General features: G+C 61.9%; 13 protein-coding genes and 9 tRNA genes. 10 read left to right on the top strand and 12 right to left on the bottom strand.

Annotation, left to right across the window (positions count from 1 at the left end; genetic code table 11):
- Nucleotides 1-14: 14 nt before the first annotated feature.
- From ABNP46_RS16740 to orn, 8 genes are all read right to left on the bottom strand, one after another.
- Nucleotides 15-90 (bottom strand) — tRNA-Gly (locus ABNP46_RS16740).
- Between the two features lie 24 nt (nucleotides 91-114).
- Nucleotides 115-190: transfer RNA gene (locus tag ABNP46_RS16745), tRNA-Gly, on the bottom strand.
- A 38-nt stretch (nucleotides 191-228) separates the two neighbouring features.
- Nucleotides 229-304: transfer RNA gene (locus ABNP46_RS16750), tRNA-Gly, on the bottom strand.
- Between the two features lie 24 nt (nucleotides 305-328).
- A tRNA-Gly gene (locus ABNP46_RS16755) sits at nucleotides 329-404 on the bottom strand.
- Between the two features lie 36 nt (nucleotides 405-440).
- Nucleotides 441-516, bottom strand: a tRNA-Gly gene (locus ABNP46_RS16760).
- A 33-nt stretch (nucleotides 517-549) separates the two neighbouring features.
- Nucleotides 550-625, bottom strand: a tRNA-Gly gene (locus ABNP46_RS16765).
- A gap of 24 nt (nucleotides 626-649) precedes the next feature.
- Nucleotides 650-725: transfer RNA gene (locus tag ABNP46_RS16770), tRNA-Gly, on the bottom strand.
- Between the two features lie 177 nt (nucleotides 726-902).
- A complete protein-coding gene (gene orn / locus ABNP46_RS16775) occupies nucleotides 903-1448 on the bottom strand; it encodes an oligoribonuclease (RefSeq protein ID WP_349919341.1) in 546 nt (181 codons plus the stop codon).
- 91 nt (nucleotides 1449-1539) lie between these two features.
- Between orn and rsgA the strand changes: the two genes are divergently transcribed.
- Genes rsgA through ABNP46_RS16800 form a run of 5 tightly spaced genes read left to right on the top strand, consistent with a single transcriptional unit; the run spans nucleotide 1540 to nucleotide 4388 of the window.
- On the top strand, nucleotides 1540-2574 hold the full coding sequence (gene rsgA / locus ABNP46_RS16780) for a small ribosomal subunit biogenesis GTPase RsgA (protein ID WP_349919342.1): 1035 nt from the start codon (nucleotides 1540-1542) through the stop codon (nucleotides 2572-2574).
- Between the two features lie 30 nt (nucleotides 2575-2604).
- The gene (gene asd / locus ABNP46_RS16785) at nucleotides 2605-3477 is read left to right on the top strand and encodes an archaetidylserine decarboxylase (protein ID WP_349919343.1); all 873 of its coding nucleotides are present in this window, start codon (nucleotides 2605-2607) and stop codon (nucleotides 3475-3477) included.
- A complete protein-coding gene (locus ABNP46_RS16790) occupies nucleotides 3474-3740 on the top strand; it encodes a VF530 family protein (RefSeq protein WP_349919345.1) in 267 nt (88 codons plus the stop codon). Before asd ends, ABNP46_RS16790 begins: the two co-directional genes overlap by 4 nt.
- Nucleotides 3730-3981 (top strand): DUF2960 domain-containing protein, encoded by a 252-nt coding sequence (locus tag ABNP46_RS16795; protein ID WP_349919346.1) that lies wholly within the window; start codon nucleotides 3730-3732, stop codon nucleotides 3979-3981. The genes ABNP46_RS16790 and ABNP46_RS16795 overlap by 11 nt, the downstream gene beginning before the upstream one ends.
- Before the next feature lie 2 nt (nucleotides 3982-3983).
- A complete protein-coding gene (locus ABNP46_RS16800) occupies nucleotides 3984-4388 on the top strand; it encodes a hypothetical protein (protein ID WP_349919347.1) in 405 nt (134 codons plus the stop codon).
- A 165-nt stretch (nucleotides 4389-4553) separates the two neighbouring features.
- On the opposite strand, the gene ABNP46_RS16805 is transcribed toward ABNP46_RS16800, so the two are convergent.
- Complete coding sequence (locus tag ABNP46_RS16805; RefSeq protein WP_102948417.1) at nucleotides 4554-4883, bottom strand: carboxymuconolactone decarboxylase family protein; 330 nt, start codon at nucleotides 4881-4883, stop codon at nucleotides 4554-4556.
- A gap of 112 nt (nucleotides 4884-4995) precedes the next feature.
- On the opposite strand from ABNP46_RS16805, the gene ABNP46_RS16810 reads away from it, so the two are divergent.
- Nucleotides 4996-5910 (top strand): AraC family transcriptional regulator, encoded by a 915-nt coding sequence (locus ABNP46_RS16810; protein ID WP_349919349.1) that lies wholly within the window; start codon nucleotides 4996-4998, stop codon nucleotides 5908-5910.
- Between the two features lie 66 nt (nucleotides 5911-5976).
- Here the strand turns inward: ABNP46_RS16810 and ABNP46_RS16815 are convergent, their stop codons facing one another.
- Entirely contained in the window at nucleotides 5977-6471 is a 495-nt protein-coding gene (locus tag ABNP46_RS16815; protein ID WP_349919350.1) for a hypothetical protein, read from the bottom strand.
- A 168-nt stretch (nucleotides 6472-6639) separates the two neighbouring features.
- Between ABNP46_RS16815 and ABNP46_RS16820 the strand changes: the two genes are divergently transcribed.
- On the top strand, nucleotides 6640-8613 hold the full coding sequence (locus ABNP46_RS16820) for a putative bifunctional diguanylate cyclase/phosphodiesterase (RefSeq protein WP_349919352.1): 1974 nt from the start codon (nucleotides 6640-6642) through the stop codon (nucleotides 8611-8613).
- Nucleotides 8614-8774: 161 nt separating this feature from the next.
- On the opposite strand, the gene rraB is transcribed toward ABNP46_RS16820, so the two are convergent.
- Nucleotides 8775-9110, bottom strand: a complete 336-nt coding sequence (gene rraB, locus ABNP46_RS16825) for a ribonuclease E inhibitor RraB (RefSeq protein ID WP_349922543.1) — start codon at nucleotides 9108-9110, stop codon at nucleotides 8775-8777.
- A gap of 432 nt (nucleotides 9111-9542) precedes the next feature.
- Between rraB and ABNP46_RS16830 the strand changes: the two genes are divergently transcribed.
- From ABNP46_RS16830 to ABNP46_RS16840, 3 genes are all read left to right on the top strand, one after another.
- A complete protein-coding gene (locus ABNP46_RS16830; protein WP_349919353.1) occupies nucleotides 9543-11819 on the top strand; it encodes an immune inhibitor A domain-containing protein in 2277 nt (758 codons plus the stop codon).
- A gap of 193 nt (nucleotides 11820-12012) precedes the next feature.
- A tRNA-Phe gene (locus ABNP46_RS16835) sits at nucleotides 12013-12088 on the top strand.
- Nucleotides 12089-12093: 5 nt separating this feature from the next.
- Nucleotides 12094-12169 (top strand) — tRNA-Asn (locus tag ABNP46_RS16840).
- 63 nt (nucleotides 12170-12232) lie between these two features.
- On the opposite strand, the gene ABNP46_RS16845 is transcribed toward ABNP46_RS16840, so the two are convergent.
- A complete protein-coding gene (locus tag ABNP46_RS16845) occupies nucleotides 12233-12454 on the bottom strand; it encodes a hypothetical protein (protein WP_349919355.1) in 222 nt (73 codons plus the stop codon).
- Nucleotides 12455-12792: the final 338 nt, after the last annotated feature.

Below are 12792 nucleotides of genomic sequence, written 5' to 3' on the forward strand. Positions count from 1 at the left end.
ATTCAAAGAGAGATTGGAGCGGGAAACGAGACTCGAACTCGCGACCCCGACCTTGGCAAGGTCGTGCTCTACCAACTGAGCTATTCCCGCAACAGGATGTCGTCTGCACATGATTGGAGCGGGAAACGAGACTCGAACTCGCGACCCCGACCTTGGCAAGGTCGTGCTCTACCAACTGAGCTATTCCCGCAACGGAATATCATTTGCAGCACTTCGATAAGACAACTTTGGAGCGGGAAACGAGACTCGAACTCGCGACCCCGACCTTGGCAAGGTCGTGCTCTACCAACTGAGCTATTCCCGCAACAGGATGTCTTCTGCACATGATTGGAGCGGGAAACGAGACTCGAACTCGCGACCCCGACCTTGGCAAGGTCGTGCTCTACCAACTGAGCTATTCCCGCATCGGAATATCATCTGCAGTACTTCAACAATAAGCTTGGAGCGGGAAACGAGACTCGAACTCGCGACCCCGACCTTGGCAAGGTCGTGCTCTACCAACTGAGCTATTCCCGCTACACAGGTTGTCTTGAGGTGTTTGCTGATGATTGGAGCGGGAAACGAGACTCGAACTCGCGACCCCGACCTTGGCAAGGTCGTGCTCTACCAACTGAGCTATTCCCGCATCGGAACATCATCGGCAAATTTTTGGAGCGGGAAACGAGACTCGAACTCGCGACCCCGACCTTGGCAAGGTCGTGCTCTACCAACTGAGCTATTCCCGCAATTACCTTAAAACGGCCGTACAGCATTTGGTTGCTTGCGCTACTGTACGGGAGCCGAATTATAAGAGCAGTCATTCCAATTGCAAGGGCTTTTTTGCCACCCTGCGGCCGTTCGCTCAAAAGCTGGCCGAACTGCCGATTTTAGCAACCGGGCGATGGCAAGCCCTTGCTGCCGGCTCAGATTTTGAAGACGTGAGCGCGGTAGAACTGCAGCTCGGCGATGGATTCGCGGATGTCATCGAGGGCCTGATGGGAGCCACTTTTCTTGAATTGATCCAGCAGTTCAGGCTGCCAGCGACGCACCAGCTCCTTGATGGTGCTGACATCCACGTTGCGGTAGTGGAAGAAGGCTTCCAGATCCGCCATGTGCTTGACCATGAAGCGGCGATCCTGGCCGATGCTGTTGCCGCACAGGGGGCTGGTACGCTCGGGCACCCACTGGCGGATGAAGTCGAGGGTCTCGGCCACGGCTTTTGCCTCGTCATATTCGCTGTCCTTGACCCGGGCCACCAGACCGCTCTTGGTATGGGTGTTGACGTTCCAGTCATCCATCTTGCCGAGCTCTTCATCACTCTGGTGGATGGCGATGACCGGCCCTTGCGCCAGCACGTTCAGGTCCTTGTCGGTGACGATGGTGGCGATCTCCAGTACCACGTTCTGTTCGGGGTCCAGGCCCGTCATCTCCATGTCGATCCATACCAGGTTCTGCGCGCTGACTGTCATGATTGCTCTCTCTATTGGGAGGAATGGCGGAATTTTGCCAATTTGCATGTATCATACTGGCTTTGGATCTGTTCATAAACCGGCAAACCCCGTGGCAAAGAAAGCAAAACTCAATCTGGGTCAACAAAGGCGCGTCCAGGCCAACCGCGAGCGGCGACTGCAAAAAGAGCACAGCACTGTGGTGGATGACACCCTGTTCGGCCCCGCCATCGAAGGGGTGGTGATCAGTCGTTTCGGCCAGCACGCAGACGTGGAAGCGAGCGATGGCGCCATTCACCGCAGCAACCTCCGCCGCAGCAGCATCAGCAGCCTGGTGTGCGGCGACAAGGTGGTCTGGCGTCCCGGCCTCAATGCCGCCACCGCCGGCGTCATCGAGGCGGTGCATCCGCGCCACTCGGTGTTGACCCGGCCGGACTTCTACGACGGGGTCAAACCCATCGCCGCCAACATCGACCAGATCATCATCGTCTCGGCGGTGATGCCGGAGTTCTCCACCAACATCGTCGACCGCTACCTGGTGGCGGCGGAAGACGTGGAGATCGCTCCCCTCATCGTGCTGAACAAGGTGGACATGCTCGATACCGCCGCTCGCGAGCGCATCGAGGAGCAACTCACCACCTATCGCAAGCTCGGCTATCCGGTGCTGCTGGTGAGCTGCGAGAGTGGTGAGGGGCTCGAAGAGCTCAAGGCGGCCCTGACCGACAAGATCAGCATCTTCGTCGGCCAGTCCGGGGTCGGCAAGTCGTCCCTCACCAACGCCCTGATGCCGGGGCTGGACGTGCTCACCGGCGAGATCTCGGAAAACTCCGGCCTCGGCCAGCACACCACCACCACGGCGCGGCTCTACCACTTCCCGAGCGGTGGCGATCTCATCGACTCCCCGGGGATCCGCGAGTTCGCGCTCTGGCATCTGGAGGCGGATCGCATCACCTGGTGCTTCGTCGAGTTTCGCGACTACCTGGGTGGTTGCAAGTTCCGCGATTGTACCCACAAGGATGACCCCGGCTGCGCCCTGCGCACGGCGGTCGAGCGCGGCGACATCAGCGCCGATCGCTTCCACAACTATCACCGCATCCTGGAAACCATGCAGGAAGCCCGCCACGGTCGGCAACAAGCCCGGCTGTGACCCATTCAACTCATTCCTTAGATGAAGATCATGAGCATCACTGACAACCTGAAAATTGCCGGTCAATACTGCCTGCCGAAACACGCCCTCTCCCGCCTGGTGGGCAAGCTCGCGGCTGCCGAAGCCGGCAACCTCACCACCAAGGTGATCGAGGCCTTTATCAAGCAGTACCAGGTCAACATGAGCGAGGCCCTGCACGAAGATCCGGCTCACTATGCCAGCTTCAACGCCTTCTTCACCCGTGAGCTCAAGCCCGGTATTCGTCCCGTGGTAGACGATGCCATGACCCTGGCCCTGCCGGTGGACGGCACCGTCAGCCAGCTCGGCCCCATCCATCAGGGCCGCATCATCCAGGCCAAGGGCCACGACTACAGTACCCGCGAGCTGCTGGGGGGTTATGAGGATCTGGTGGCGCCGTTCAAGGATGGGGATTTTGCCACCATCTACCTGGCCCCCAAGGATTATCACCGCATCCACATGCCGCTGGACGGCGTGCTGGAGAGCATGGTGTTCGTGCCGGGGGATCTCTTCTCCGTCAACCCGCTCACCGCCGAAAACGTGCCGAACCTGTTCGCCCGCAACGAGCGGGTAGTCGCCACCTTCCGCACCCCTCACGGCCCCATGGCCCTGGTGCTGGTCGGCGCCACCATCGTCGCCAGCATCGAAACCATCTGGGCTGGCAACATAGCGCCGACCAAGCAGAAGGAAGTGGTGCGCTGGGACTATCGCGGCGATGAGGCCATCACCTTGCAAAAAGGCGCCGAGATGGGCCTGTTCAAGCTCGGCAGCACCGTCGTCTGCCTGTTTGGCCCCGGCATGCTGGCAGGCTTCGAGCCTCATCTGGCCAACGGCGTGACGACCCGCATGGGACAACCCTTCGCCAAGCTGGCATCTGCAGAATGAGTGACCAGAAAAGCGCCGCCCAGCCAAAGAATCCACTGCACGGGCTGACCCTTGAGGCGATAGTCACCGCCCTGGTGGCCCATTATGGCTGGGAAAAACTGGGCCAGGAGATCGCGATCCGCTGCTTCACCCAGGATCCCAGCATCAAATCCAGCCTCAAGTTCCTGCGCAAGACCCCCTGGGCACGGGAAAAGGTAGAGAGCCTCTATCTCTACGTCCAGCGCAAGCAGGCGAAACAGAAGGAAGCCCCAGATGGCCTTTAAGATCACTTACACCTACAAGAAGCAGGCCAAAGAAATTGGCTATGCCAACGACAAGTTCAACAGCATCTACGACGCCATCGCCCATGCCGAGGGGATCAACCTTGCCAGCTTCCACGCCATGGAAGCCCAGCTGGCCCAGGTGTGCCGCCGTGACAAGAAGAGCGTGAAGGATTATCAGGAGAACTACTTCAGGGAACTGGGTTTCTCCAACATCGTCATCGAACGGGATCTCAAGGAGTAAGCATGCGTACCCTGACCCTGATGGCCGCCTCCCTGCTGCTGGCGGCCTGCAGCACCCCGACCCAGCCCCTGGTGGGCAACGATCAGGATGACCACGGTTGCCGTGCCAGCGCCGGTTACCAGTGGTCGGCATTGACCAACCAGTGCGTACGGCTGTTCGAGCAGGCCATCCGCCTGCAACCCCTCGCATCCGGCGAGACCAGCAGCGCCTTCGTGCTGTTCAACGGCGATCAGAGCCAGGCCGAGCTGACCCTGCCTGATGGCGAGCAGGTCCGGCTGGTGCGTCAGGGGGAAGAGGGCAATCACTCCTGGCAGGGCGGTCGCTACCAGCTCTTCCCCTGGAAGGGTTATGTGCTCAAATCCGGTGAACAGGCGCTGTTCCACGGTGACAGCGGCTTGCAGCCCTGAGCGCCACAGCACCTATCCAAGCCCCGGCTCCTGCCGGGGCTTTTTATTGGGCGCCTCATAAAAAAGCCACACCCGAAAGGGTGTGGCAAACAACAGGCTGGATTACTCAATCAACGCTAAACAGCGGCCTCAAGACGCTGGCTACGTCGAGGCTGCCGGGACACCTCAGCGATCTATGGCGTCCAATACCCGGGCGGAATAGACCATGGCGGCCCCGGTGTTCATGGCGATGGCAACGCCCAGGGCATCGGCGATCTCCGCCCGGCTGGCGCCCTGCTTGAGGGCGGATTCGGCGTGCACCGCGATGCAGCCATCGCAGCGGGTGGTGACCGCCACCGCCAGGGAGATCAGCTCGCGGGTCTTGCCATCCAGGACACCCTCCTTGCTGCCGGCGGATGAGAGCAGCTGATAACCCTTGAGGGTATCCGGGCTCAGGGTGCCCAGCTCCATCACGCGGCCGGTCAGTTCTTTACGGTATTGTGCCCAATCTTGCATCTTGACTCTCCTCTGGGGTGAACGGGCACCTGCCCGTTCGATGGAGCCAGTATTGCATCTAGGGGTGATTCAATTAATACTTAAAGGACGCAAATAAACACCATATCGAATCATGAGTGACATAGATCAGTTGATCGGCCAGGCCGGGATCCGCGGCTCCTTCGATGTGCGCTGCCTCTATCGCGGCGGCTTCGCCCTCCCCCACCCGCAGAGTCCGAGCGGGGTCATGCCCTTTCATCTGCTGATGAAGGGGGAGATCCGGGTCAGCACCCAACAGGGTCAGGAGGTGACCTTGCAACCGGGTGAACTGCTGCTGCTGCCGGGGGGGGAGCCCCACACCATCTGGCGGGGCGGCGACCCCCTGGCGGACATCGAAGATGACGCAGGCCTGCTGCCCGTTCGTGGCGACGGAGGGGATGAGGTGGAGTTTCTGTGCGGCGAGTTTCATTACCAGGGCCCCCTGCGCCCCCTGCTGCTGGACGCCCTGCCAAGCCCACTGTGCATCCCCCTGCTGGCCAGCGAGTCCCGCGAGGCGCTGGCCCTGGTGCTCGCCCTGATCCGCCAGGAGCTGACCCGTGAGCAGCAAGGCTCGAGCGCCGTGCTGACGGCCCTGAGCCAGGTGTTGCTGGCCATGGGGCTGCGCGCCCACGCCAGCGATCCCGGCGGGGCGCTTGGCCTCATCGGCGCCCTGCAGGATGCGCGGCTGGGTCGCTCCCTGCAAGCCATGCTGGCCAATCCCGCCCATCCCTGGAGCGTGGACGAACTGGCGACCCTGGCCGCCATGTCGCGTGCCACCTATTTTCGCCATTTCCGCCAGCGCCTGGGGTGCAGCGTCTGGGAGTTCATGGTACGGGTACGCATGGTGCGGGCGGCGGAGTTGCTGCGCCAGCCGGATCACCTGCCCATCGGCGAGGTGGCCCAGCGGGTGGGTTATCAGTCCGAGGCGGCTTTTGCCAAGGCCTTCAAGCAATCCACCGGGCTCGCCCCAGGCAAGTTTCGCCAGCAGGGGCCGGCCTTCGGGGAGTGACGGGCAAAAAAAGACCCCGCTGCACGCAGCGGGGTCTGTGATCGTCAGGCTGTCCGGTGAGCGGGATCAGTTGCTGAGGGTTGCGAACAGGCTCTGTTCCAGGCTGCCGCGGGAGACGCAGACCGGCGTGATGGAGGGAGCCAGTACCCGTTCACCCGAGCCTTCGACGAAATAGAGCTGGGTGTTGCCCTTGACGTTGACGGTGGCGACGCTGTTGTTGCCGCTCTGGGTGATGATCAGGTTGATCTGCAGATTGGGGTTGCCCAGCGCCACTTTGGAGCCCATGGTGCCACAATCCAGCCACTCCAGGCCGTCGGCCGAGTTCTCAACGTTGGCGGTCATCAGGCCGGAACCACGTTGGCTGTTCTCGATGTTGAGGCCGTGATCCCCAAACCACTTCTCGGCCCGGGCCCACACCAGATCCACCGGGATCTGCATCTCCTGGGTATTGTTGGTCGCCTTGGCAACCGGCGGGGTATAGCGATATTGCTCGCCACCGTTGTTGTCACTGGCACAACCGACCATCAACAGGGCCAGGGCGCCCCCCATTATCTTCTTCATGCTGCTTCTCTCGTCCATAAGGCCACCACAGGCCAATCGGCGGCTATTATGAGGCCGGCGCGACAGGCTGTCAGCAGGGATCGGCACAAATGATCGCCATTAACCCAAGCTTTACAAAATTGGCTTGTTATCATAGATTTGCTCGAAATCTCCCCGGTGGACGCCCACGTGCCTTCCTCGCTCAACCTGGCTCTGCTCCAGCAGATCATCGACCAGTTGCCCATGAATATCTTTTGCCGGGATGCCAGCGGACGCTACCTGTTCGCCAACCAGATATTCGCGCAAGAGGCCGGGCTGCAGCACCCCAGCGAACTCATCGGCAAGACGGATGCCGAGATGCCGTGGGGAGATCTGTTCAGGGAGGAGGATCAACGTCTGCTGGCCGAGGGCCACCCCTTGCTCCACCAGCAGCTCCACTGTCATAGCGGCGAGCACACTAGCTGGATGGAGATCCACAAGGTGCCCCTCTATGACGAGCAGGGCAATCCCCTCGCCCTGTTTGGCATGGTCAGCGCCATCGATCAGCGCAAGGAGCTGGAGCAGACCTTCCGCCAGCAACAGCTGCTGCAACGCCGCCTGCTGGATGCCATCCCGGATCTCATCCGGCTGGAAGACCATCAAGGGGTGCTCATCGACTGCAATCAGGCCTTCCTCGATTTCATGGGGCTGACGGCGAGCGAGGCCATCGGCCATCGCGTCACGCCGCATCTGCCGGTGAAACAGACCATGGGACAGGGCGAGTACTGTCTGATGGATGCGGAGGGTCAGGGCCGCCATCTGGAGATCACCCGCATCGAGGTGCCGGACGAAGAGGGCAACGCCCTCGGCATCCTCACCCTGGGCCGTGACATTACGGGGCTGCGCACCACCCAGGCCCAGTTGCAGCAGGAGCAGCATTACGACAGCCTCACCGGCCTGCTCAAACTCTCCCACTTCCTGCAGACCAGCCGTCATCTGGGCGCCCGCAAGGCCAGCCTGCTGCTGCTGGACTTGCAACATTTTCGCGAGATCAACGATCGCTTCGGCATCCGTGTCGCCGATCGCCTGCTGAGCCAGGTGGCCCGCCGCCTGCAGCGACTGGCGCCTCCCAACTCCCTGCTCTGCCGGGTCGCCGCCGATGACTTCGCCCTGCTGCTGCCGGAGCTCCCCATCCCCTTGAGCGACTGGGGCCGCAACCTGCAGCAGGAGCTGATGATCCCCTATCAGGTGGAGGAGCACAGGATCCAGATCCCGGTCTTCCTCGGTATCGCCCACGGCAAGGCCAAGGATGCCGAGCGCCTGCTGAGCCACGCCGAGGCGGCCCTCGCCCAGGGCAAACGCCAGCAGCAGCACTGGACGCTGTTCGACCCCGAACTCGATGCCAAACTCCGGCGCCGCCAGCTCATCGCCGCCCAGCTGCCCCTTGCCATCAAGTCGGCCCAGCTGACCGCCGTCTATCAGCCCATCATCTGCACCCACAACAACAAGTTGCACGGTGCCGAGCTGCTCTGCCGCTGGCCCCACGCCGAGTTGGGGATGATCTCTCCCGATGAGTTCATCCCCCTGGCCGAAGAGCTCGGCCTCATCGGCCAACTCGGCCAGCTGATGCTGGAGCAGGGCTGCGCCCAGCTGGCCCATTGGCAACAGGTGGCGCCGGATCTGGTGCTCTCCGTCAATCTGTCGCCGCTGCAATTTCGCGATCCCGAGCTCTGCCAACAGATCTTCGCCTGCATCGAGCGCCACGGCCTCGCCCCCTGGCAGCTGGAGCTGGAGATCACCGAAGGGGTGTTGATGGAGAATGCCGACGAGATCGAGAGCAACCTCGCCAGTCTGATCGAGGCGGGCTTTCACCTCGCCATCGATGACTTCGGCACCGGCTACTGTTCGCTGGCCTACTTGCCGAGGCTGCAGGTCGCGACCCTCAAGCTGGACAAGAGCTTCACCCAGGGCTTGGCCACCAACCAGGCCACCACCGCCATCGTGCGCTCCGTCATCGGGCTGGCCCACGAGCTCGGCATCAAGATCACCGCCGAAGGGGTGGAGACGCCAGAACAGCAGTCCTGGCTGGCCCAGGCCGGTTGCGACCGCCTGCAGGGCTACCTGTTCAGCCGCCCCCTGCCTCCCGACGAGTTTGCCCTCAGCTACCAGTTACCCCAGCGCTGACGCTCACAGCAACAAGGCCACCCGAGGGTGGCCTTGTTGCGTTGGCAGAGGGCGACAGTGACACGCTGACTCCTGCAAGCCGGTGCCCCAACCGTCGTCCTCCGCCCCGTCTTTTGCAAGCAAGTGGGCAGCGTCTTCCCGGCAAGGTTGGGATGCGCACCTTACTCCTGGAAGTAGGTGCCCCAGCCGTCATAATCCACCCCGTATTTCTCAAGGATGGGCAGCATCTTCTCGATGTCGGCCAGGATGGGTTCAATCTCCAGCTTGCGTTCTACGGTGGCATCGAAGCAGAAGATGGTGGCGCCGTCATCCAGCTCCATCTCTTCGGCATCGGTCACCTCGAAGCCAGCCTTGAACAGGTCGACCGCCGCCTTCTCCAGCAGATCGAAATCCTGGCAGGCGAAGTGGTGCTCGATCTCGTAGTCCACATCCGGATTGCTGCCGTCGGCCAGCAGCTCGTTGACGATGGCGGTAGTCTCTTCGCGCCACTCCTGCATATTGATACTCATATAAACCCCTGACGCTCTTGGATGGATGTCGACACCTGGCCGCGGCGCCGCGCCAGTGGGTGCGACTCGCCCGCCAGGGCACAGTTGCGGCCAAGCATACTCGCAGAGCCCGGCCGGCTCAATGCGGCAACCCAAGATAAGTGCCGGGCCCCCTCCCTCCCAAATGGTGGTGGCCGGAAAAAGGCGCAAACAGCGCAATAAACCAGCGTTGAAAACCCCGTCAACAGATCCAGCCACCATGAACACCAGCAATGGTGCACGGACCCAGTGGATCGTAAAAAAAGCAGTCTCTTTCACCATCGACGCCGGAGTGACAAACCGCCCCCACGCAGGTATCAAGGGACGCGGGTGAATCACTACCCGTCAGGAAAGCGGAGCCCCGTGGGCTCCCTTTTTGATCATGTGAAGGAGCACATAGTCATGCCCAAAAAAACAATAATGAGCCTGCTTGTCGGCTCGACCCTTATGATTGGAAACCACGCCCTGGCCGCCCCGGCCCACGGCCCCTTCGATGCCCCCCTTGCCGACGAGGTGAAGGTGCTGGAGATGCTCAAGAAGAGCGGCCGCATCCCGACCCTGGCCTCGCCGGAGCAGGAGCAGGCCGCCCTGGCCCGCTACTACCGCGAGAAGGCTCGCACCTACCCCGGCAGCAGCGGCAGCCTGGCCCAGAAAGAGGGCAAGGTGCGGGAGACCATCCTCAAGAAGATCCGGCTGAACGGCACGGCGCGCCCCGGGGATCGGGTGCCCACCCTGCTGCTCAAGTCCATCGAGAAGGAGACCTACAGAGGCAAGATGCGCAAGGACAAGATCCTCGCCATCCTGGTGGACTTCCCCGACTACCCGAAGAACAGCCTGAGCCCGGAGCTCACCAAGATGTACTACCCGGACTACAACCCGGCCCACTACAACGATCTGTTGTTCTCCGCCAAGGGCTATGCGGGCCCGAACGGCGAGCGGTTCATCTCCATGCGCCAGTTCTACGAGCAGCAGTCCGGCCAGAGCTACAGCGTGCGCGGCCAGGTAGCGGGCTGGTATACCGCCGAGAAGAGCGTCACCTACTACGGCAGCAACAAGGATGAGACCGCTGTGCGGGAGCTGGTGAAGGAGGCTCTGATCCAGGTGGCCGGGGATCCGACCATCGACCTGTCCGAGTTTGATCAGGAGGATCGTTACGATCTCAACGGCAACGGCAATCGCAACGAGCCGGACGGCCTCATCGACCACCTGATGATCTTCCACTCCAGCGTGGGGGAAGAGGCGGGCGGCGGCGATCTCGGCGAAGACGCCATCTGGGCCCACCGCTGGAACCTGGGAAGCCCCTACCCCATCCCGGGCACCAGCAGCCCGAACGGCAACTTCGGAGGCCAGTATGCGGCCTACGACTACACCATCCAGCCCATAGACGCGGCGGCCGGGGTCTGCGCCCACGAATATGGCCACGATCTGGGGCTACCGGACGAGTACGACACCAAGTACAGCGGCAAGGGCGAGCCGGTGGCGACCTGGTCCATCATGTCATCCGGCTCCTGGGCCGGGGTGATCGGCGGCACCGAGCCCACCGGTTTCTCCGCCTGGGCCAAGGAGTATCTGCAGGCCTCCCTCGGCGGCAACTGGCTGCACGGCAGCAACGTGCACGTCGACGAGCTGAACGGTCGCGGCAACGTCTACATGCTGGATCAGGCCAACGACAAGGGGCGCAACGACGATGTGGTGCGCATCAACCTGCCTCCCAAGCAGATCCCCCTCAATCCCCCCTACGCCGGCCAGTACCAGTACCACGGCGGCAAGGGCAACAACCTGGACAACCGCATGAACCTCGCGCTGGATCTCAGCGGCAGGCAGAGCGCCAGCCTCAGCTTCAAGGCCTGGTACCAGATTGAGGAGGGCTTCGACTACGCCAGGGTACTGGTCAACGGCGAGCCCATCCCGGGCAACCTGACCCGCACCGACGATCCGAACGGCGTCGGCTTCGGGGTCGGCATCACGGGGGATTCCGGCGGCTGGGCCGATGCCGACTTTGACTTGAGTCCCTGGGCCGGACAGCGCATCACCCTCAGCCTGCAATACCAAAGCGATGCGGGTGTGGCCGAGAACGGCCTGTTCGTGGATGAGCTGCAGGTCATCGCCGATGGGGAGACCCTGCTCAGCGATGGCGCCGAGGGGAGCAGCGCCTTCACTCTCGCCGGTTTCGTGCAGAGCAACGGCAAGGAAGCCAAGGATCACTACTATCTCGCCGAGTGGCGCAACCACGCCGGGGTCGACAAGGGGCTGGCCCACATCAACGTGGCGGATCAGCTGATACGCTACGAGCCGGGCCTGCTGCTCTGGTACGTGGACAACAGCCAGAGCAACAACTGGGTCGGCCAGCATCCGGGTGAGGGTTTCCTCGGGGTGGTGGACGGGGATCAGCGCACCCTGCACTGGAGCGACGGCGACGTCGCCGGCACCCGCTACCAGATCCACGATGCCACCTTCAGCTTAGGCTTCCAGCGCCCCCTCGATCTCACCCATCCGAGCGGCGCTCTGCTGCGGGACTTCTGGGTGACGCCCAACCGGGTCTTCAAGGACTCGCGCAGCTATCAGCGCGAGGCGATCCCGGACGCAGGCCGGCTGCTGCCCGAATATGGCCTCAAGATCAGTGTCACCGGTCAGGCCAGGGACATGAGCACGGGTCGCATCATCGTCAGCCGCCACTGAGGCAGAGCAATACGATGGGGGCCAATGGCCCCCTTTTTCATGACAAGTGGCTGAAAAATCGTGCACACTGGCTCTCTGCCAGGGTAAAAATCCCCCACTAGGGGCTGGATTGTTCGGTTATCGAGCGAACGGCACCACAATCTGCACCCCGTGGTTGACACCTCAGTCCAGAAGAGGTTTAATGCGCGCCGTTGCCCAGATAGCTCAGTCGGTAGAGCAGGGGATTGAAAATCCCCGTGTCGGCGGTTCGATTCCGTCTCTGGGCACCAACAATTCCTCCTTAGTTCAGTCGGTAGAACGGCGGACTGTTAATCCGTATGTCACTGGTTCAAGTCCAGTAGGAGGAGCCAAATTTGAAAGGCCCGCTCATCTGAGCGGGCCTTTTCGCATTTCGTCATCCTCGTCGTGCCTCCCTAATAGCGGTTCTCGTCCCCGTGCCAGACATGTCCGGCGGAGCAGGCCCGCGCCACCTCGTGGCAGGGGTCATCCGCATGACTGCGAAAGAAGTGCTGATCCTGCTGTAGCAGGAGCGAGCTCATCGAGTGGCTGATGCCGGCAAGCGCCTCCCCGGCAGTCAATCCTGCCACCCGGTGATCGGTGGCCAAATGAGCCAATACTTTTTCACGACTATTCATGATCGCCTCCCTCGATGAACTGAGCCGTCTCTTGACCATAGCAGTCCCCCTTCCCATCCCGCAAACCCGCGCCGACAAAGGGTTTCAGGCTAGTCCGGCGATGACGAGCGAGGTGCGGCCCATGTAAAAGGCCCGCTCAGGAGAGCGGGCCTTTTACATTCATGGCTAGCCGCCGTTACAGGCCGCCAGCAGCAAGGTGGCCCCACAGGTGGCGCTGAACATCAGCAATCCAGCCTGCAACACCCCTTCGGGATCCGTCGGTTTCTTTCTCTTCCTGAACCTTATCCATCTAGGCTTCATCGAGCCCACCTCATCCTTTGGTGCACCAGGGTGCGCAT

The sequence above is a fragment of the Aeromonas veronii genome (genome assembly GCF_040215105.1).
Taxonomy (GTDB): Bacteria; Pseudomonadota; Gammaproteobacteria; order Enterobacterales; family Aeromonadaceae; genus Aeromonas; species Aeromonas veronii_G.

Excerpts from the sequence above, each read along its gene's own strand:
- orn (WP_349919341.1), bottom strand. The coding sequence starts at position 1,448 with ATGACAGTCAGCGCGCAGAACCTGGTATGGATCGACATGGAGATGACG.
- asd (WP_349919343.1), top strand. The coding sequence starts at position 2,605 with ATGAGCATCACTGACAACCTGAAAATTGCCGGTCAATACTGCCTGCCG.
- ABNP46_RS16790 (WP_349919345.1), top strand. The coding sequence starts at position 3,474 with ATGAGTGACCAGAAAAGCGCCGCCCAGCCAAAGAATCCACTGCACGGG.
- ABNP46_RS16795 (WP_349919346.1), top strand. The coding sequence starts at position 3,730 with ATGGCCTTTAAGATCACTTACACCTACAAGAAGCAGGCCAAAGAAATT.
- ABNP46_RS16800 (WP_349919347.1), top strand. The coding sequence starts at position 3,984 with ATGCGTACCCTGACCCTGATGGCCGCCTCCCTGCTGCTGGCGGCCTGC.
- ABNP46_RS16805 (WP_102948417.1), bottom strand. The coding sequence starts at position 4,883 with ATGCAAGATTGGGCACAATACCGTAAAGAACTGACCGGCCGCGTGATG.
- ABNP46_RS16810 (WP_349919349.1), top strand. The coding sequence starts at position 4,996 with ATGAGTGACATAGATCAGTTGATCGGCCAGGCCGGGATCCGCGGCTCC.
- ABNP46_RS16815 (WP_349919350.1), bottom strand. The coding sequence starts at position 6,471 with ATGAAGAAGATAATGGGGGGCGCCCTGGCCCTGTTGATGGTCGGTTGT.
- rraB (WP_349922543.1), bottom strand. The coding sequence starts at position 9,110 with ATGCAGGAGTGGCGCGAAGAGACTACCGCCATCGTCAACGAGCTGCTG.
- ABNP46_RS16830 (WP_349919353.1), top strand. The coding sequence starts at position 9,543 with ATGCCCAAAAAAACAATAATGAGCCTGCTTGTCGGCTCGACCCTTATG.
- ABNP46_RS16845 (WP_349919355.1), bottom strand. The coding sequence starts at position 12,454 with ATGAATAGTCGTGAAAAAGTATTGGCTCATTTGGCCACCGATCACCGG.